Annotated in this window: 18 protein-coding genes and 2 pseudogenes; 6 read left to right on the forward strand and 14 right to left on the reverse strand. The window is 59.8% G+C overall.

The window, feature by feature from the left end; all coding sequences use genetic code 11:
- The first annotated feature begins 264 nt into the window (after positions 1–264).
- The 3 genes and pseudogenes from FHL16_RS04935 to FHL16_RS04945 form a co-directional block, all read left to right on the forward strand.
- A complete protein-coding gene (locus FHL16_RS04935) occupies positions 265–2,094 on the forward strand; it encodes a glucan biosynthesis protein G (protein WP_010464497.1) in 1,830 nt (609 codons plus the stop codon).
- A complete protein-coding gene (gene mdoH / locus FHL16_RS04940) occupies positions 2,087–4,657 on the forward strand; it encodes a glucans biosynthesis glucosyltransferase MdoH (protein WP_010464496.1) in 2,571 nt (856 codons plus the stop codon). Before FHL16_RS04935 ends, mdoH begins: the two co-directional genes overlap by 8 nt.
- A gap of 114 nt (positions 4,658–4,771) precedes the next feature.
- Positions 4,772–4,939 (forward strand): annotated as a pseudogene (locus FHL16_RS04945) (peptide ABC transporter ATP-binding protein); the annotation flags it as partial.
- A gap of 126 nt (positions 4,940–5,065) precedes the next feature.
- On the opposite strand, the gene FHL16_RS34910 reads toward FHL16_RS04945, so the two are convergent.
- The 11 genes and pseudogenes from FHL16_RS34910 to ubiE all read right to left on the reverse strand — a co-directional run bounded on the left by FHL16_RS34910 (position 5,066) and on the right by ubiE (position 13,294).
- Positions 5,066–5,938 (reverse strand): methyl-accepting chemotaxis protein, encoded by an 873-nt coding sequence (locus FHL16_RS34910; protein ID WP_370655189.1) that lies wholly within the window; start codon positions 5,936–5,938, stop codon positions 5,066–5,068.
- Positions 5,924–6,982 (reverse strand): annotated as a pseudogene (locus tag FHL16_RS34915) (methyl-accepting chemotaxis protein); the annotation flags it as partial. The gene FHL16_RS34910 and the pseudogene FHL16_RS34915, both read right to left, overlap by 15 nt.
- A gap of 238 nt (positions 6,983–7,220) precedes the next feature.
- On the reverse strand, positions 7,221–7,928 hold the full coding sequence (locus tag FHL16_RS04955; RefSeq protein WP_010464490.1) for a 16S rRNA (uracil(1498)-N(3))-methyltransferase: 708 nt from the start codon (positions 7,926–7,928) through the stop codon (positions 7,221–7,223).
- Positions 7,925–8,731: a twin-arginine translocase subunit TatC gene (gene tatC / locus FHL16_RS04960; RefSeq protein ID WP_010464487.1), complete on the reverse strand. Its 807-nt coding sequence runs from the start codon at positions 8,729–8,731 to the stop codon at positions 7,925–7,927. Before tatC ends, FHL16_RS04955 begins: the two co-directional genes overlap by 4 nt.
- The gene (gene tatB / locus FHL16_RS04965; RefSeq protein ID WP_077747609.1) at positions 8,728–9,177 is read right to left on the reverse strand and encodes a Sec-independent protein translocase protein TatB; all 450 of its coding nucleotides are present in this window, start codon (positions 9,175–9,177) and stop codon (positions 8,728–8,730) included. Before tatB ends, tatC begins: the two co-directional genes overlap by 4 nt.
- A gap of 10 nt (positions 9,178–9,187) precedes the next feature.
- Entirely contained in the window at positions 9,188–9,466 is a 279-nt protein-coding gene (locus tag FHL16_RS04970) for a twin-arginine translocase TatA/TatE family subunit (RefSeq protein ID WP_010464483.1), read from the reverse strand.
- Between the two features lie 25 nt (positions 9,467–9,491).
- A complete protein-coding gene (locus tag FHL16_RS04975; RefSeq protein WP_008047820.1) occupies positions 9,492–9,824 on the reverse strand; it encodes a phosphoribosyl-ATP diphosphatase in 333 nt (110 codons plus the stop codon).
- The gene (hisI, locus tag FHL16_RS04980; RefSeq protein ID WP_010464478.1) at positions 9,817–10,218 is read right to left on the reverse strand and encodes a phosphoribosyl-AMP cyclohydrolase; all 402 of its coding nucleotides are present in this window, start codon (positions 10,216–10,218) and stop codon (positions 9,817–9,819) included. Before hisI ends, FHL16_RS04975 begins: the two co-directional genes overlap by 8 nt.
- Before the next feature lie 81 nt (positions 10,219–10,299).
- Positions 10,300–11,904 carry a ubiquinone biosynthesis regulatory protein kinase UbiB gene (ubiB, locus tag FHL16_RS04985; RefSeq protein WP_010464476.1) on the reverse strand — a complete coding sequence of 535 codons (1,605 nt, stop codon included), beginning with the start codon at positions 11,902–11,904 and terminating at the stop codon, positions 10,300–10,302.
- Positions 11,901–12,524: a ubiquinone biosynthesis accessory factor UbiJ gene (locus FHL16_RS04990; RefSeq protein WP_010464473.1), complete on the reverse strand. Its 624-nt coding sequence runs from the start codon at positions 12,522–12,524 to the stop codon at positions 11,901–11,903. Before FHL16_RS04990 ends, ubiB begins: the two co-directional genes overlap by 4 nt.
- On the reverse strand, positions 12,524–13,294 hold the full coding sequence (gene ubiE / locus FHL16_RS04995; RefSeq protein ID WP_007948968.1) for a bifunctional demethylmenaquinone methyltransferase/2-methoxy-6-polyprenyl-1,4-benzoquinol methylase UbiE: 771 nt from the start codon (positions 13,292–13,294) through the stop codon (positions 12,524–12,526). Before ubiE ends, FHL16_RS04990 begins: the two co-directional genes overlap by 1 nt.
- A 155-nt stretch (positions 13,295–13,449) precedes the next feature.
- Here ubiE and FHL16_RS05000 point away from each other — a divergent pair, with 155 nt between their 5' ends.
- The 3 genes from FHL16_RS05000 to FHL16_RS05010 all read left to right on the forward strand — a co-directional run bounded on the left by FHL16_RS05000 (position 13,450) and on the right by FHL16_RS05010 (position 15,281).
- Positions 13,450–13,725 (forward strand): polyhydroxyalkanoic acid system family protein, encoded by a 276-nt coding sequence (locus FHL16_RS05000; protein ID WP_077747610.1) that lies wholly within the window; start codon positions 13,450–13,452, stop codon positions 13,723–13,725.
- 241 nt (positions 13,726–13,966) lie between these two features.
- Positions 13,967–14,389 carry a phasin family protein gene (locus FHL16_RS05005; protein ID WP_010464467.1) on the forward strand — a complete coding sequence of 141 codons (423 nt, stop codon included), beginning with the start codon at positions 13,967–13,969 and terminating at the stop codon, positions 14,387–14,389.
- A gap of 10 nt (positions 14,390–14,399) precedes the next feature.
- On the forward strand, positions 14,400–15,281 hold the full coding sequence (locus FHL16_RS05010) for a phasin family protein (RefSeq protein WP_010464464.1): 882 nt from the start codon (positions 14,400–14,402) through the stop codon (positions 15,279–15,281).
- A gap of 200 nt (positions 15,282–15,481) precedes the next feature.
- Here FHL16_RS05010 and FHL16_RS05020 read toward each other — a convergent pair whose 3' ends face one another.
- The 3 genes from FHL16_RS05020 to phaZ form a co-directional block, all read right to left on the reverse strand.
- Positions 15,482–16,102 carry a TetR/AcrR family transcriptional regulator gene (locus FHL16_RS05020; RefSeq protein ID WP_010464462.1) on the reverse strand — a complete coding sequence of 207 codons (621 nt, stop codon included), beginning with the start codon at positions 16,100–16,102 and terminating at the stop codon, positions 15,482–15,484.
- 59 nt (positions 16,103–16,161) lie between these two features.
- Positions 16,162–17,844: a class II poly(R)-hydroxyalkanoic acid synthase gene (gene phaC / locus FHL16_RS05025; protein WP_010464460.1), complete on the reverse strand. Its 1,683-nt coding sequence runs from the start codon at positions 17,842–17,844 to the stop codon at positions 16,162–16,164.
- A gap of 115 nt (positions 17,845–17,959) precedes the next feature.
- Complete coding sequence (phaZ, locus tag FHL16_RS05030) at positions 17,960–18,814, reverse strand: poly(3-hydroxyalkanoate) depolymerase (RefSeq protein ID WP_010464458.1); 855 nt, start codon at positions 18,812–18,814, stop codon at positions 17,960–17,962.
- Positions 18,815–18,916 lie beyond the last annotated feature (102 nt).

Here is an 18,916-nt window from a genome sequence, read left to right on the forward strand (position 1 = left end):
CATGTTTTTCAGGGCTTTTCGACTGAAAACAGGGGTTTTTCGCGATAAATACTTTGTTACCCCTGATGCGTTGTAACGCGGCCTACTAGATAATCGCGCGCTACGGGGATCAGCGTTCGTTGGTCCATTTTGACTTAGGTAGAGACTTGTCCGAGACCTGTTGGGGAATCATTTAGCCCCATAGGAGTCGGAACAATGCTCGCCAACCTGGCATATAGATAGCTGGCCGTTGGTTTTTTGATCTGTTTTCGGCGAGGGTTGCTCGTGATTGTTACTCCCTGTAATGCACCAAAATTGACTGCCAAACGGTTCCGAAGCGCTCTGGTAGCGGGCTCAGCACTGCTCTGCCTGCTCAGCGCCGGCCAGATTTGGGCATTCAATCTGGAGGATGTATCGGTCAAGGCGAAAGAGCTGGCCGGACAAAAATACGAAGCCCCGCGCAGTAACCTGCCGAACGAATTCCGCGAAATGAAATTCGCGGACTATCAAAAAATTCGTTTCCGCACTGAAAAAGCCGAGTGGGCCGATCAGAAAACCCCGTTCAAGCTTTCGTTCTATCACCAGGGCATGCACTTCGACACGCCGGTGAAAATCAACGAAATCACGGCTAACACCGTCGAAGAGATCAAATACGACCCAACTCGTTTCGATTTCGGCGATGTGAAGTTCGATCCTAAAGCTACCGAACAACTGGGTTATGCCGGTTTCCGTGTGCTTTACCCGATCAACAAGGCCGACAAGCAAGACGAAATCATGACCATGCTCGGCGCGAGCTACTTCCGCGTTGTCGGCAAGGGTCACACCTATGGCTTGTCCGCTCGCGGCATGGCCATCGATACCGCATTGCCGTCCGGCGAAGAATTCCCGCGCTTCACCGAATTCTGGATTCAACGGCCAAAACCGGGTGACAAACACCTGGTGATCTTCGCGCTGCTGGATTCGCCACGTGCCACCGGTGCTTATCGTCTGACCCTGCGTCCTGGCAGCGACACCATTGTCGACGTCAAGGCCCGCATGTTCCTGCGTGACAAGGTCACCAAGCTTGGCGTTGCGCCGCTGACCAGCATGTTCCTGTTCGGCGCCAACCAGCCGTCGAAAGTGCTGAACTACCGTCGTGAACTGCACGATTCCAGCGGTCTGTCGATTCATGCCGGCAACGGCGAATGGATCTGGCGTCCACTGAATAATCCAAAACACTTGGCCGTGAGCAACTACTCGATCGAAAACCCGCGTGGTTTCGGCTTGCTGCAACGTGGCCGCGACTTCAGCCACTACGAAGACCTCGACGACCGCTACGACAAGCGCCCAAGTGCCTGGATCGAACCAAAAGGCGATTGGGGCAAGGGTTCCGTCGATCTGGTAGAGATTCCGACTGCCGACGAAACCAACGACAATATCGTTGCGTTCTGGAGCCCGGAAAAACTGCCTGAGCCTGGTCAGCCGCTGGACGTCGCCTATCGCATGCACTGGACCATCGACGAAGCCGCCCTTCACGCACCGGACAGTGCCTGGGTTCAACAGACCCTGCGTTCCACGGGTGACGTGAAACAGTCCAACCTGATCCGTCAGCCGGATGGCAGCGTTGCCTATCTGGTGGACTTCGAAGGTCCGTCCCTGGCAGCACTGCCGGAAACCGCGGACGTTCGCAGCCAGGTCAGCGTGGGCGACAATGCCGAGCTGGTCGAAAACAGCGTGCGCTACAACCCTGAAACCAAGGGCTGGCGCCTGACCCTGCGGATGAAAATCAAGGATCCGGGCAAGCCTACCGAGATGCGTGCGGCACTGGTCGAGAACATCGTGCCGGGCGACCTCGCCAAGAACTCGCTGCCAGTCTCCAACTCTTCGGTTGCCAAGGCCGATAAAGTGGCCGCCAAGCAACAAGAGAAGGCGGACAAGGAAGCCAAGGACGCCAAGCAAGCCGAAGCCAAGCAGGCCGACGCTAAGCCAGTTGCCGATACCAAGGAAAAGGACAAGGACAACAAAGACGCCAAGCAGCCTGTTGCTGCGGACGCGGCCCCAGCCACACCGGAATCGGCAGCGACGGAAGAAGTCCTGACCGAGACCTGGAGCTACCAGTTGCCTGCCGATGAGTAATTCTCAACTACAGCCAGAGACTCTTGCCGAGTATCTGGCGCATCTACCGATGACCGACCAGCAGCGCGCGGAACTCGCGGGCTGCCAGTCCTTCAGCGAACTGCACCAACGTCTGTCGTCTTCGACGTTCGACGCTCCGACCGAGGCTGCCCAAGCCTCGGTGGGCCGTCGCCTGACCCTGAGCACTGCTGAAGAACTGGAAGAAGCGGAAATGCTGGCGGTCGACGCCAGTGGTCGGGTTTGCCTCAAGGCCACCCCGCCGATCCGTCGGACCAAAGTCGTGCCGGAGCCGTGGCGCACCAACATTCTGGTGCGTGGCTGGCGGCGTCTGACCGGTCGCACCAATCCCCCGGCCCCGCCGAAGGACGAGAACGTGCTGCCGGCGGCTCGCTGGCGCACCGTCGGTTCGATCCGCCGTTACATTCTGCTGGTCCTGATGCTTGGCCAGACCATAGTCGCCGGCTGGTACATGAAAGGCATCATGCCGTACCAGGGCTGGTCGTTCGTCGACCTGAACGAGGTTCTGCACCAACCGATCCTGAAAACCGTCACGCAAGTGCTGCCGTATGCGCTGCAAACCAGCATCCTGATTCTGTTCGGGATTCTGTTCTGCTGGGTCTCGGCCGGTTTCTGGACGGCGCTGATGGGCTTCCTCGAATTGCTCACTGGCCACGACAAATACCGGATCTCCGGTAAAAGTGCTGGCAACGAGCCAATTGCCAAGGACGCGCGCACTGCACTGGTGATGCCGATCTGCAACGAAGACGTGCCACGGGTGTTTGCCGGTTTACGTGCGACCTTCGAGTCGGTTGCAGCCACGGGTGACCTGGATCGCTTCGACTTCTTCGTCCTCAGTGACAGTAATGACGCGGACATCTGCGTGGCCGAGCAGCAAGCCTGGCTGGACGTCTGCCGTGAAGCCAAGGGTTTCGGCAAGATTTTCTATCGCCGTCGTCGCCGTCGTGTGAAACGTAAAAGCGGCAACCTCGACGACTTCTGCCGTCGCTGGGGCGGCGACTACAAGTACATGGTCGTGCTCGACGCGGACTCCGTGATGAGCGGTGACTGCCTGACCAGCCTGGTGCGCTTGATGGAAGCCACGCCGGACGCCGGGATCATCCAGACCGCGCCGCGTGCGTCGGGCATGGACACCCTTTATGCGCGTATGCAGCAGTTCGCTACCCGCGTGTACGGTCCGTTGTTCACCGCCGGCCTGCACTTCTGGCAGTTGGGTGAATCCCACTACTGGGGCCACAACGCGATCATCCGCATGAAGCCGTTCATCGAGCACTGCGCCTTGGCGCCGTTGCCGGGTAAAGGTGCTTTTGCCGGTGCGATTCTGTCCCACGACTTCGTCGAAGCTGCGCTGATGCGCCGTGCCGGCTGGGGCGTGTGGATTGCCTACGATTTGCCGGGCAGCTACGAAGAACTGCCGCCGAACCTGCTGGACGAACTCAAGCGTGACCGTCGCTGGTGCCACGGTAACCTGATGAACTTCCGCCTGTTCCTGGTCAAGGGCATGCACCCGGTGCACCGTGCGGTGTTCCTGACCGGCGTGATGTCTTACCTGTCGGCGCCGTTATGGTTCTTCTTCCTGGTGTTGTCGACGGCGCTGCTGGCGGTCAACACCTTGATGGAACCGCAGTACTTCCTTGAGCCGCGTCAGCTCTATCCGCTGTGGCCGCAATGGCACCCGGACAAAGCAATTGCGCTGTTCTCGACGACGATTGTGCTGTTGTTCCTGCCGAAGCTGTTGAGCATCATCCTGATCTGGGCCAAGGGCGCGAAAGAGTTCGGTGGCAAGTTCAAGGTGACCTTGTCGATGCTGCTGGAGATGCTGTTCTCCATGCTGCTGGCGCCGGTGCGGATGATTTTCCACACCCGTTTCGTCCTCGCCGCGTTCCTCGGCTGGGCCGCGACCTGGAATTCGCCACAACGTGACGACGACTCCACGCCATGGAGCGAAGCGGTCAAGCGCCACGGTCCGCAAACCTTGCTGGGCTTCTTCTGGGCCCTGCTGGTGGTCTGGCTGAACCCGAGCTTCCTGTGGTGGCTGGTGCCGATCGTCGGTTCGTTGATGCTGTCGATCCCGGTATCGGTGATTTCCAGTCGTGTCGGCCTGGGCCTCAAGTCCCGTGACGAAAGCCTGTTCCTGATCCCTGAGGAATACAATCCGCCGCAGGCGTTGCTGGCAACCGATCAGTACACCCACGAAAACCGTTGGCATGCACTGAACGACGGTTTCATCCGTGCGGTGGTCGATCCACAGCAGAACGCCTTGGCGTGCTCGCTGGCGACCTCGCGTCACGGTCAGGCCGAGCCGATCGAATGGTTGCGCATCGAGCGGGTGCGTCACGCCTTGAAAGTTGGGCCTGACGGCCTGAACAACAATGAGCGTGTGCAATTGCTGAGCGACCCGGTGGCATTGGCTCGCTTGCATGAGCAGATCTGGAATGAAGGCCATCCCGAGTGGCTGGCGGCCTGGCGCAAATCGGTGAAAGCCGATCCCCATGCGCCGCTGCTACCGCTCAAACCACTGAGTGCGCAGCCTCAGTTGGCCTGACGAGAAACCCCGCGAAAGCGGGGTTTTTTTTGCGCTGCTGATCGCTCCCACGCAGAGCGTGTGAACGACCAGCGTTAGAGCAACAATTCCTGCTTAAACCCTTGTGCAAACGGAGGCATGACCATGGTCTGCGTCACCCACGAGATGGGCTTTGCACGGGAAGTCGCGGATCGAGTGCTGTTCTTCGATCACGGCAAATTGCTGGAAGATGCCTCGCCGGCCGAATTCTTCGATGCGCCGAAGGATCCGCGGGCGCAGGCCTTCTTGCGCCAGGTTTTGTAGCTTTAGCACCTGTCCTGACGCCTTCGCGGGCAAGCCTCGCTCCTACAGTATTGTGTCGTGGCTCAATCGAGCGATACGCAAAGCCCTGTAGGCGCGAGGCTTGCCCGCGAAGGCATCACCTCTGTTTCAAACCTTGAACCTGCCCACTAGCATCTGCAGATGCGTCCCCAGGCGCGCCAGCTCGACGCTGGACGCCGCGGTCTCTTCACTGGCTGCCGAGGTCTGCTCGGACACATCGCGCACGTTCAGCACGCTCCGGTTGATCTCCTCGGCCACTGCGGTTTGCTGCTCGGCAGCGGCGGCAATCTGCTGGTTCATCGACTGAATCGCCGACACCGTGCGGGTGATGCTTTCCAGCGAGCTACCGGCGCGGCGGGTCAGTTCGACGCTGCTGTCGGTCAGACTGCGGCTGTTGTCCATGATGGTCGCCACTTGCTGGGTGCCGGTTTGCAGGCCGACGATCAGCTCTTCGATTTCCTCGGTGGACTTCTGAGTGCGCTGGGCCAGGCTGCGCACCTCGTCGGCGACCACCGCGAAACCACGTCCGGCCTCACCGGCACGGGCAGCTTCAATCGCGGCGTTGAGGGCCAGAAGGTTGGTTTGTTGGGCCACGGATTTGATCACGTCCAGCACGCTGCCGATCTTGTCGCTCTCGCGTTTCAGATCACCCATGGCCGCTGTGGAATTGCCAACCTCGAGGGCCAGGCGCTCGATCTGAGCGATGGCCTCTCCGACCACTTTGTCACCTTCGCGGGCCTGCTGATCGGCGGCGACGGCGGCCTCGGAGGCTTCTTCGGCGTTTCGCGCGACTTCCTGCACGGTGGCCGTCATTTCGTTCATTGCCGTGGCCACCTGATCGGTCTCGACCTTCTGGCTGTTGACCCCGGCGCTGGTCTGTTCGGTGACGGCGGACAGTTCTTCGGCGGCGCTGGCGATTTGCGTTACGCCATCGCTGATACCGCCGATCAGTTCGCGCAGGCCCAGAGTCATGTTCTGCATGGCACGCTGGAGCTGGCCCAATTCGTCGCGACGTTCGGAAACAAGGTTTTGCGTCAGGTCACCAGCCGCCACGCGTTCGGCGACTTTGAGGGTCTGGTTCAGCGGAACCACGATCTGGCGAGTGATCGCCCATGCCGCCAGCAAGCCAAACGCCAGGGCCAGAACGGTAGCCATCAGCAGCAGGTTCTTGGCGTGTGCGGCGTCGGTGTCGCGGACGATGGTTTGTGACACGGTGAGTTTTTTGCTGACGTCGAGCAAGATATCGCCTTGCGCGGCCATGCGCTTGAGGGCGGCGGCGCTGGCCACTTGCGAGTCGCGGAACTGGCTGACGGCGGCGCGATAGGCCTTGAGCGAATCGCTGGCCTGTTGCAGGTTGGCAATGTGCTGTTCCGGCAGTTTGGAGGGCAGGCTTTCGAGGTTCTTCAGGGCGTTGTCGATGGCGTCCAGTGCAGGTTGCTCGGCCTCGGTCTTGCCGCTGTAGGTATAGCCGCGCACCTGGAAGCGTGCCTGCTGAATCAGTTTGCTCAGGTCGATCACGCTGTTGAAGTCGGCGACGCTGTCGCCTTGCAGCATGGATTTTTCGACTTCAGCGACGCGGGCCACGGCGTTATCGGCGGTCGCGCCCAGTTTGCTGCGGGCGTCTTCGCGGTTGGCACCGGCCTGGGTCATCGCGATGAAGGCTTGCTTGTACTGGCTGACGGCGGCCAGTTGCTGGTCGATCATCGCCGCATCAGCAGGCTGTTCGATCAATTTGCGTGCGGTTTGCAGGCCTGTGTCGAGTTGGCTCAACAGATCGTTGACGGCGCCCGGGCCTTGTTCGCCTCGGCGCATTTCGTAGTCCAGACGGGCCAGGCGCAGGTCTTTGGTCTGGTCGTTGAGGCTGGCAATGAACCCCAGCTTGTCGCCCCGGCTCATCACGCCCGTCAGGCCGGTCCAGGCGGTGAAGGTGATCAGCAGCGTCAGCAGCAGCACCAGACCGAAACCGATCCCCAGTTTGCGATTGACGCTTACGTTTCCCAGACTCTCGGTTAGCCAACGGTACATGCTGCTACTCCCTCGGACTACAAATTGGTTTTATGGGAGCTGTATCGGCCGGCGGCCGGGAATCTGTAGGTACAGCGCGGTATTCAGGTCGAGTAAATCCCTGTGGCGAGGGAGCTTGCTCCCGTCCGGCTGCGAAGCAGTCGCAAATCAGGCTGAGATGGTTTTGCAGGAATAAAGCGGTGGCCGCGGCGCGCCCAAACGGGAGCAAGCTCCCTCGCCACAGTGACCGTGCTTGATCTTAAAAGAGGCGGGCGAGCAGGGCGGTGACGGCGGTTTCGACGCGCAGGATGCGCTCGCCGAGTTGTACCGGTTGCAGGCCAGACTTGGCCAGCAGGTCGATTTCGTAAGGGATCCAGCCACCTTCGGGGCCGATGGCCAGGGTCACCGGTTCATTCAGGCCGCGAGGGCAGGGCGGGTAATTGCCCGGGTGACCCACCAGGCCGAGGGTGCCTTGAGAAATGGCCGGCAGCCGATCTTCGACGAACGGCTTGAAGCGCTTCTCGATGACGATTTCCGGCAGCACGCTGTCCCGGGCCTGTTCCAGGCCGAGGATCAATTGCTCGCGAATCGCTTCAGGTTCCAGAAACGGCGTCTGCCAGAAGCTCTTCTCGACGCGATAGCTGTTCACCAGGATGATTCGTGGCACACCCATGGCCGCCACGGTCTGAAACACCCTGCGCAGCATTTTCGGCCGTGGCAGGGCCAATATCAGTGTCAGGGGCAGCTTGGTCGGCGGCGGCTGGTCAAGGGTGACGCGCAATTCGGCTTCATCAGCGTCCAGGCGCAACACTTCGGCCGCACCCATCAGGCCGCCGATACGCCCGACGCGCATGCTGTCACCCACTTCACAGCGGTGGACTTCCTGCATGTGCGTCAACCGGCGATCACGCAGGATCACCCGGTCGGCCGCAATGAAATCGGCCTCTTCGAGGAGCAGCAGGTTCACGGCTGGGTCGCTGGCGGCTGGTCGTTGTGATCGTCTGCCGGCTGGTTGTCCGGCTGATCGTCTGGATGATCGCCGCGCTTGCTGATCAGACCGCCGAACAGGATGCCGATCTCGAACAGCAGCCACATCGGTACAGCCAACAGCGTCTGCGAGAAGATGTCCGGTGGTGTCAGGATCATGCCGACCACGAAGCAGCCGATGATCACGTAGGGGCGAATTTTCTTCAGGTATTTGACGTCGACCACGCCGATCCATACCAGCAGCACCACAGCCACCGGGATCTCGAACGCCACGCCGAAGGCAAAGAATAGCGTCATGACGAAGTCGAGGTAGCTGCTGATGTCAGTCATCATTTCCACGCCGGCCGGGGTGGCGGCGGCGAAGAATTTGAAGATCAGCGGGAACACCAGGTAATAGGCGAATGCCATGCCGGCATAGAACAGCATGATGCTGGACACCAGCAACGGCACGGCGATGCGCTTCTCATGCTTGTACAGGCCCGGCGCGATGAAGCCCCAGATCTGATGCAGGATCACCGGGATTGCCAGGAACAGCGAGACCATCATGGTCAGCTTCAATGGCGTCAGGAACGGCGACGACACGTCGGTGGCGATCATCGTTGCGCCCACGGGCAAATACTGGCGCAGCGGCGTCGAAACGAAGGTATAGATCTGCTGGGTGAAGGCGAACAACCCGGCGAAGATGATGAAGATCGCCGCTACGCAACGCAGCAGGCGGGTACGCAACTCGGTGAGGTGCGAAACCAGCGGCATGTGCTGGTCGTTTTCAGGAAGATCGCTCATGGGGCTCGCGGCGCCAGTGTTGGGTCATGAGGGGCCGGCGCAACAGGCGCAGCCGCAGGCGTGGCAGGTTCAACCGGTGGCGTTGCAACAACGGGTGCAGGTGCTTCTACGGCGACGACAGGTGCTGGCTCGGCGGCGGGGGCATGAATCGTTTGCTCCGCGATCGGTTCAACAGGCTGAACGGGCGTGGCCTCCTGCTGGGTCGGCGTGAAAATCTTCCGCGCCTCCTGTTCCAGCGACAGGATGTGCTCGTTGTGCAGTTGCCGACGAATCTCGTCGGCACCGATTTCACGTTCAACTTCCTGTTTGATCGCGTTGAAGCTGCGCTTCAGACGACCGACCCACAGGCCGGCGGTGCGCGCAGCGCCCGGCAGGCGCTCGGGGCCCAGCACTAGCAGGGCGACGAGGCCGACGAGCAGCAGTTCAGAGAAGCTGATACCAAACATTAGTCAGTGCTCACACGTCTTTGCGGATCGGCTCTTCGACTTTTTGCGCCTGCACGTCGATGGTGTGCGGCTGGTTCACGGACTGCGTGGTCTGTGGCTGAACAGGTGGAACCGGTTGCGCCGGGGTCACGGTAGGATCGGCCGGTTTCTCGTCATCGTTCATGGCTTTCTTGAAACCCTTGATCGACTCGCCCACGTCAGTGCCGAGGTTTTTCAGTTTCTTGGTGCCGAACACCAGCACGACAACAACCAGGATGACGATCCAGTGTTTCCAGTCAAAAATGCCCATGTTGCTGCTCCTCTCTAATAGTTGTTCAGGCGGACGGGCGCGAGGCTTTCTCGGCGTGTCCGGACAGACCGAAACGACGGTCCAGTTCATCGAGTACAGCCTGTGGATGCTGCCCCAGTTGGGCGAGCATGACCATGCTGTGGAACCACAGGTCGGCGGTCTCGTAGATCACATCGCTGCAGTCGCCACTGATGGCGGCATCCTTGGCGGCAATGATGGTTTCGACCGACTCTTCGCCGACTTTTTCCAGAATCTTGTTCAAGCCCTTGTGGTACAGGCTGGCGACATACGAGCTGTCAGCGGCAGCGCCTTTGCGCTCTTCCAGCACCTCGGCCAGACGGGTCAGGGTGTCACTCATGGCTGTGTCCTGCGGAATAAATGGCGTGCGGGTCCTTGAGCACGGGATCGACGGTTTTCCAGTCGCCGTTCTCGAAGACGCGGTAGAAGCAGCTCTGCCGACCGGTATGGCAAGCAATGTCGCCGATCTGCTCGACCATCAGGATGATCACGTCGGCGTCACAGTCCAGGCGCATCTCATGCAGCGTTTGCACGTGGCCGGACTCCTCGCCCTTGCGCCACAGCTTGCCACGGGAACGTGACCAGTAAATGGCACGGTTCTCGGCAGCGCTCAGTTCCAGTGATTCGCGGTTCATCCAGGCCATCATCAGGACGCGCCCGGTCTTGTGATCCTGGGCAATCGCCGGCACCAGGCCGTCTGCGTCCCACTTGATCTCGTCCAGCCAGTTTTTCATCTTCGACTCCGACAGCGGGTTCCACACTTCATGAGCAGAACCCAAGCGTTCAAACAGTGTGCCAGCGTGCGGGGGCGCTGGCTATCGGCGAACGACCAGATACAAACCGACGGCCACCATGATTCCGGCCGGCCAATGACCCATATCGCTCAATGGCCCGCCGGCCAGCAGAATGGCGCCGCCCGCCAGGTGAGCGCAGCCGAGCAGGCGCAGGAACCAGTCGTCCTTGCGCTTGTGCCACGGTGGCGGCGGATCGTTGGCGTGGGGCTGGGACATGCGTTCGAGCAGGTCACGGGCCATGTTGGCCAGGTGCGGAATCTGTTCGAACTGGCTCTGCACGTTGCCGAGCAAGGCTTTGGGGCTGACGCGCTCACGCATCCAGCGTTCGAGGAACGGCTGGGCGGTGTTCCACAGATCGAGATCCGGGTACAGCTGACGGCCGAGGCCTTCGATGTTCAGCAAGGTTTTTTGCAGCAACACGAGTTGCGGCTGCACTTCCATGTTGAAGCGGCGAGCGGTCTGGAACAGGCGCATCAGCACTTGGCCGAATGAAATATCTTTTAACGGTTTTTCGAAGATCGGCTCGCACACGGTGCGGATCGCTGCCTCGAATTCGTTGAGCTTGGTTTCTGCCGGTACCCAGCCCGAATCGATGTGCAATTGCGCCACACGACGGTAGTCACGCTTGAAGAACGCGAACAGGTTACGCGCCAGGTAATCCTGATCTTCAGGGGTCAGGCTGCCGACGATGCCGCAGTCGATCGCAATGTATTGCGGGCTCCACGGGTTGACGGTGCTGACAAAGATGTTGCCCGGGTGCATGTCGGCGTGGAAGAAACTGTCGCGGAACACTTGGGTGAAGAAGATTTCCACACCCCGTTCGGCGAGCATCTTCATGTCGGTGCGCTGGTCGGCCAGGGTCGCGAGGTCGGTGACCTGAATCCCGTAGATGCGCTCCATTACCAGCACTTTCGGCCGGCACCAGTCCCAATAGACTTGTGGCACATACAGCAGCGGCGAGCCTTCGAAGTTGCGCTTCAACTGGCTGGCATTGGCCGCTTCGCGCAGCAGGTCGAGTTCGTCGTAGATGGTTTTTTCGTAGTCCTGGACCACGTCCACCGGGTGCAGCAGACGTGCATCGGCCGAGAGTTTTTCGGCGGCGCGGGCGAGGATGAACAGCCACGCCAGGTCCTGGGCAATGATCGGTTTCAGGCCCGGGCGTATCACCTTGACCACCACTTCTTCGCCGGTCTTCAGTTGCGCGGCATGCACCTGCGCCACCGAGGCTGAGGCCAGCGGTTCGACGTCGAAACGGCTGAACACTTCACTGATCTTTTTGCCGAGCTGCTCTTCGATCAGGTTGACCGACACTTGCGAGTCGAACGGCGGCACACGGTCCTGCAGCTTCATCAACTCATCGGCGATGTCTTCGGGCAGCAGGTCGCGGCGCGTCGAAAGGATCTGCCCGAACTTGATGAAAATCGGCCCAAGGTCCTGCAACGCCAGGCGCAATCGCGCACCACGGCTCAGGTCCAGCGTCTTGCGCGGGAACCAGCGCCACGGCAAGGCGTAGCGCAGCGCCAGGAGAAACCAGGGCAGCGGCAGGGCGAACAGCAGGTCATCGAGGCGGTAGCGAATCACAACGCGCTGGATGCGCAACAAACGGCGGACGGCAAGCAGCTTCATGCGTTATCGCTTGGGTCGAGGGATCGGGAAAGGCGCTCGAAACGCGCCTCGAGACGTTCCAGATCGAGCTTGATCTGGTCCAGTTCACTGAAACGGGCTTCGGCTTCGCGCTGACCGACGAGGGTGCGCGATTCTTCGGCCAGGTATTCGCCAAGATTCTGATTCAGGCTGGCGAAACCTTGCTGATACCAGCGTGCGCGGCTGCGCAGGTGACCTCCGACCAGTTGCGTGGCAACCGGGCCGAGCCAGCGCGAGAGTTCGTACTCCCAGTCCAGCTCAAGGTCCTGAAGGATCGCCGCCAGCTCCAGCAGCACGCCGCTGTCACCGTCGAGCTCGACTTCAGGGCCATGCAGCACCGAGGTCTTTTCCTTGCTCATCGCCAGTTTCAACAGGCTGGAGGCCGGTGCACGCAACGTGCAGTCAGCGCCGGTTTCCCAGTGGGAAGCGAGCATCAGGCCTTCGTCGCTGGGCAGGATGAACAGTTGCAGCGCCGGGCTGCGGCAGTCGACGGCAATCACCCTGCCGCTCAAATGCGCCAGTCGCGGCAGCGCCGTGCTGTCGAGACGCAGCACCCGGTTCAGACCGAGTTCAACGCTGGCGAGCAGGCCGGCCAGCAACATCAGGGTTTGATGCCGCGGTGCAGGGCGACGATGCCTGCGGTCATGTTGTGGTAGGTCACGCGGTCGAAACCGGCCTCGACCATCATCGACTTCAGGGTTTCCTGATTCGGGTGCATGCGGATCGATTCGGCCAGGTAGCGATAGCTTTCCGAGTCGTTGGTGATCAGCTTGCCCATCAACGGCATGAAGGCGAACGAGTAGGCGTCGTAGGCTTTGGACATCAGCGCATTGGTCGGCTTGGAGAATTCCAGCACCAGCAAACGGCCGCCCGGTTTCAGTACTCGCAGCATCGAGCGCAGGGCGTCTTCTTTATGGGTCACGTTGCGCAGACCGAACGCGATGGTCACGCAGTCAAAATGGTTGTCCGGGAACGGCAGCTTTTCAGCGTCGGCCTGAACGAACTCGACATTGCCGGCCACACCCAGATCCAGCAGGCGGTCACGACCGACCTTGAGCATGGATTCGTTGATGTCGGCCAACACCACCTGGCCGGTCGGGCCAACGAGGTGCGAGAACTTCTTGGTCAGGTCGCCTGTGCCGCCGGCGATGTCCAGCACGCGGTTACCGGTGCGAACACCCGACAGCTCGATCGCAAAACGCTTCCACAGACGGTGCATGCCGCCCGACAGGAGGTCGTTCATCAAGTCGTACTTGGCGGCTACCGAGTGGAAAACCTCAGCGACTTTTTCCGCTTTCTGGCTTTCCGGTACGTTTTTGAAGCCGAAGTGAGTGGTGGGTTCGGCATCGCTGCCTTTGCGCTGATCAGTCATATCGCTGTCACCAAAAGAGAATGCGGGACATTCTAATCCCGGTGGCCTGCTTTGTCTTGGCAAGGCTGAAGGTAAGATAGGCAACCACCGGGACGTTTTGCCGCAGCAGCGGTCAAGATGCTTCAGGAAAGTATCCATAAAGCAGGAGTCATTCGATGGCCCGTATTAGTGTTGAGCGTGCCCACGGCCTGGGCAAGGAAGCAGCCCGCGAGAAGGCTGATCTGTTGGCGCAGAAGCTGTCCGATCAATATGGCCTGGAGCCGCAATGGTCCGGCGACACCCTGAGCCTCAAACGTTCCGGTGTGAAAGGCGCGGTACATGTCAGCGAAGATTCGATCCGCGTCGATGTGGAGTTGGGCCTGATGATGTCGGCCATGAGCGGCATGATCAAATCGGAAATCGAAAAAGCCCTTGATAAGGCCTTGGTCTGATTCCGGATTGAAATCCCTTCATCTGTAGGAGTGAGCCGCTCGCGATAGCGGTCTGTCAGTCGATATTGATTTCTACTGACAGACCGCTATCGCGAGCGGCTCACTCCTGCATTTGTTTTGTGTGAAGCCAAAGTTTTATGTCAGTTGTTAGGGTGCCGTTTCTAATTTTTCTCCCTACTTTGTGCCTGAGCCCGACACTTTCGCGGGCAGTTCCTCAAACCTTCTGCGCGTGAGGTGCACCATGGCCAAAGTTATTTTGAAGAAAAAAATCGACGCTTCGACTACTGCTCTGGGCGACGTCAAATCCTATGCCCGCAAGATCTGGCTGGCAGGCCTGGGGGCCTACACCAAGGTCGGTCAAGAGGGCAGCGAGTACTTTCAAGAGTTGATCAAGGCTGGTCAAACTGTTGAAACCAAAGGTAAAAAAGTAGTTGCCGAGAAACTTGAGGCGGCTAACACAGAGATTGAAGAAGCCAAGAGTGAAGTGAGCACTTTCAAAGGCAAGGTCGAAGTTCAACTCGACAAGGTCGAGAAGGCTTTTGACTCGCGTGTCGCAAGTGCCTTGAATCGTATCGGCATTCCGTCTAAACATGACGTTGAGACACTCTCTGCTAAGCTCGATGAGCTGACGGCATTGCTCGAACGCGTCGCGCGTAAATCTTAAGGAGAACGGGATGGCTGGTAAAAAGAACACCGAAAAAGAAGGCAGCTCGTGGATCGGGAAAGTCGAAGACTACTCCCGCAAAATCTGGCTTGCTGGTTTAGGCGTGTACTCGAAGATCGACACTGACGGCAGCAAGCTCTTCGATACATTGGTTAAAGACGGCGAGAAAGCCGAGAAGCTCACCAAGAGCGCTGTCGGCAAGAAAGTCGATGCCGCCAAGGACTCCGCTTCGTCGGCCAAGTCGCGCATCAGCGGCGTGAAAGATCGTGCACTGGGCAAGTGGGACGAGCTGGAAGGGGCTTTTGACAAGCGCCTGAACAGCGCCATTTCGCGCCTGGGTGTACCGAGCCGCAATGAAGTGAAAGCGCTGCACAGCAAGGTCGATACCCTGACCAAGCAAATCGAGAAACTCACCGGCGCCAAGGTTGCACCTGTTGCGGCGAAAACCGCAGCGGCCAAACCTGCTGCTAAACCAGCCGCCAAAAGCGCTGCCAAGCCACTGGTAAAAGCGGCTGCCAAACCGGTCGCCAAAGCCGCGTCGAAAGTCGCATCCGCCGCCAAGTCCGCTACCAAAACTGCCGCCGCCAAACCTGCAGCAGCCAAGACAGCGGTCAAATCGGTTGCTGCCAAAGCCGCCGCCAAACCAGCAGCAAAACCGGCTGCCAAAACTGCAGCGGCCAAACCGGCAGCCAAGCCAGCGGCAAAACCTGCCGCAGCGAAGAAGCCAGCAGTGAAGAAACCGGCCACGCCTAAGGCTGCCGCGCCAAAACCAGCAGTGGCTGCCGCCAAACCGGCGACCCCGGTCAGCACGTCGAACTCCGCTGCTGCACCGACCCCTGCTGTAACCCCGACTGTCGCGCCAGCTCCATCGACGCCAACCAGTCAGTCCTGATTTTCAGGGCTCAAGAAAACGCCCGGCCTGCAAAGGTCGGGCGTTTTTGTTTGTGCACGATTTCATATACACCGCAGAACCCTTGTGGGAGTGAGCCTGCTCGCGATTGCGGTGTGTCATTCAACATTGATATTGACTGACCCGGCGACATCGCGAGCAGACTCGCTCCCACAGTGAAATGTGTTTATCCAGTGAAAGGGTTACTCGTGTTCTTCGAGGTATTGCAGGGCCAGGTGCTCGGTCGCCACTTTGATCGGCGGCAGCAAATGCGGCGCCACCAGCATCATGATCTGATACACCACCAACCTGACTTCACCCTCGCGATCAAGAATCCGCTGATAGTCCAGTGAGAACAGCAGCGTCATGGTGATCTGCTCCACCAACTGCCCCAGCGCTTGAGTGTCACTGACCAACTGCCCTTGCGCCTTCAATCGCGCCAGCAACGAAGCCAGCGTGCGCTTCAGTGCATTGAGCAGATTGCGGATGCCCTTGGCCAGTTTCGGCAGGCGCCCGGCCAGGTTTGACAGGTCCTGGAACAGAAACCGGTAATGGGCCAGCCGCTCGACGATCAAGTGCAGGAACAACCAGTAATCCTCCGGTGCCAGCTCCACGTCGGCCGGAGGATCAAGCAGTGGCGCAAGCTCGGCCTGGAAACGCTCGAACAAGCCGAGAATCAACGGTTCCTTGCCGTGGAAGTGGTAGTAGAGGTTGCCCGGGCTAATGCCCATTTCGTTGGCAACTTCCATGGTGGAAACGTTCGGTTCACCCTTCTGATTGAACAATTGCAGGGCACATTCGAGGATCCGGTCGCGGGTTTTCATCCAGTCTTCTTAATGGTCGGGTCATGCCACGGCAGGCGTGTGCCGTGGTTCGTTGTCAGTCAGCGCACACGCACGTAAGTACCGGGTGCCGCCTCCATCGGTGGATAGTTCTGGTTGCCGAGGGCCATGTGGGTTTCTTTTTGCGCGCCCGAGCGTTCCTGAATCCAGCTCAGCCATTGGGTCCACCAACTGCCGTCGACTTGCTTGGCGTCGTAATACCACGCTCGTGGGTCGCTACTTAGTTTCGCGCTCTCGACGAAGTTGGCCTTCGGGTTGCTCGGCGGGTTGAGGATGCTCTGCACATGACCGCTGTTGGACAGGACGAAACGTCGCTCGCCACCCAGCAGCAGCGTCGAGCGATACACCGCGTCCCACGGCGTGATGTGGTCGTTGATGCCGGCCACGCTGAAGCTGTCGACCGTGACTTTCTGCAAGTCGATCGGCGTGCCGCACACTTCAAGGCCGCCCGGATGACTCAGTGGGTTGTGCTTGAAGAAGTCCAGCAGGTCGCCATGCAAGGCTGCCGGCAACCGGGTGTTGTCGTTGTTCCAGTAGAGGATGTCGAACGCTGGAGGCTCCTTGCCCAACAGGTAGTTATTGACGAAGTAACTCCAGATCAAATCGTTGGGACGCATCCAGGCAAAGACCTTGGCCATGTCGCGCCCGTCCAGCACACCTTTCTGATAGGAGCGACGCTTCGCCGCTTCGAGGGTCTGTTCGTCAGCGAAAAGCGTCGCCGGAGAGTCCATCTGACTGTCGAGCAGGCTCACCAGATACGTCGCGCTGGATACCCGCCGCAGTTGTCGCTTGGCCTGCAAGTGGCCTTGCAGCGCGGCGATGGTCAGCCCACCGGCGCAAGCGCCCATCAAGTTCACTTCGCGAGCGCCGGTGATTGCCCGGCAAACGTTCATCGCTTCTTCAACCGCTTCGACGTAGGTCGACAGACCCCATTCGCGATGGCGCACATCCGGATTGCGCCAGCTGATCATGAAGGTCTGCAGGCCGTTTTTCAGGGCGAACTGGACGAAGCTGTTATGCGGGCTCAGGTCGAAAATGTAGTACTTGTTGATCTGCGGCGGCACCACCAGCAGCGGTTTGGAATACTGCTTTTCGCTCATCGGCTTGTACTGGATCAGCTCCAGCAGCTCGTTGCGAAACACCACGGAACCCGTGGTGGTGGCGACCGTTTTACCGACCTCGAACGCTTGCTTGGTGACTTGTCTGGGCAGGCCGTCGTTGTGCAGGAAATCGTCGACCAGATGGCTGATGCCACGCACCAGGCTGTTACCGCCGGAATTGAAGATTTCCTTGATCGCCAGCGGATTGAGCAAGGTGTTGGACGGCGCCACGGCGTCATTGAGCAAGGCGAACGCAAAGTGGGCCCGAGCGCGATCGTCCGGGGTCATGTTGCTTTCGTCGATCCAGCTTTTAACTTCTTTCTGCCAGCTCAGGTAGGCCTGCAAGCTGCGGCGATAAAACGGGTTGAGGCTCCACGCCGGGTCGGCAAAACGACTGTCCTGCGGGTTGGTCGGGTGCAGGGTTTCCCCCAGCATGACGCGACCCAGTTGGCCGCCCAGTTTCAAGGCATGTCGAACGCTGTGCACCGGGTTACGCAAGCCATGGGCGGCAACGCTGCGCAGGGTCGAAAACAGATCCCGGCCACGCAGGCCGGTGATCGCACTCTGCGCGTTGATGAACGCGGCGGGAGTGGGCAAAAAGTCCCTCGCTGGTTTGTCGCGCATGTGTCAACACTCCTTCGTCTTTCAGGCCAAATACAAACACATCGAACCAGAACACCATAGACGCTGTTATGGGTTGTTGCGCGGTGCGGCGTCCTGCCGACCGACAATGGGCCGGTTAACCGCCCAATGGCGCGGGATGCGGATGCATCACGGCGCGCTGACGTTCCTCCTCGAGGAATTTCATGATGATCGGTGCCACCGCTTCGGCGCGGGTAATCAGGAACAGATGCCCGTCATCGATGATGTGCAACTGCGCATTGGGGATCCGCCAGGCCAGCATGCGCATGTTGATCAGCGGGATCAGTGGATCGTCGTCGCCGGCCAGTACCAGCGTCGGCTGGTTGATCTTGTGCAGCCAGTGAATACTGGTCCAGCCAAGCCCGGCGAACAGCTGCCAGTAGTAACCGAGTTTGCCCGCCGAGCGGACCTTCGCCGCATGGCTGGCGGCCAGGGTCGGATCGCGACGGAAAGAGCCGCCGTAGATCATCGGCGCAATGCGGATCACGTGAGACGGCTGGATATAGCGCCGCGGGCTGGCCATCATCCACAGCACTTTCGGTTTGCCCGGCACCATCACCGCGCCGGCCGCCGTGGCCGCCAGCACGAGTTTCTTGCAGCGCTCTGGATAGTCGTAGGCGAACTGCTGAGCGAGTGCGCCTCCCCAGGAAACGCCGATGACATTGACTTGCCCGTAGTCGAGATAGTCGAGCATCCGCGCCGTGAGTTTCGCCAAGCCCGGAAAACGGTACGGCCGATTCGGCGTCGACGAACCGCCGACACCGGGAACGTCGAAGGCGATGACTTCCAGGTCCGGGTCCAGCGCTGCGACGAACGGAAACACCAGCTCCAGGTTGGCGCCGATGCCGTTGAAAATCAGCAAGGGCGTCAAGTGAGGCTTGCCGGGGCGTACCGCCGTGCGGAGGGTCTGGCCATCCAGGTCGACGGTACGGAATATGAACGGTTGCGGCATGCTTCAGGCCCTGTGGGTTAATTCATCCCCGGTCCCCCTATCGGAGTGAAGCTTGCTCGCGAAGGCGTCAAGTCAGTCGACATCCATGTTGAATGAAAGACC

The sequence above is a fragment of the Pseudomonas sp. FSL W5-0299 genome (assembly GCF_005930655.1).
Taxonomy (GTDB): Bacteria; Pseudomonadota; Gammaproteobacteria; order Pseudomonadales; family Pseudomonadaceae; genus Aquipseudomonas; species Aquipseudomonas mandelii.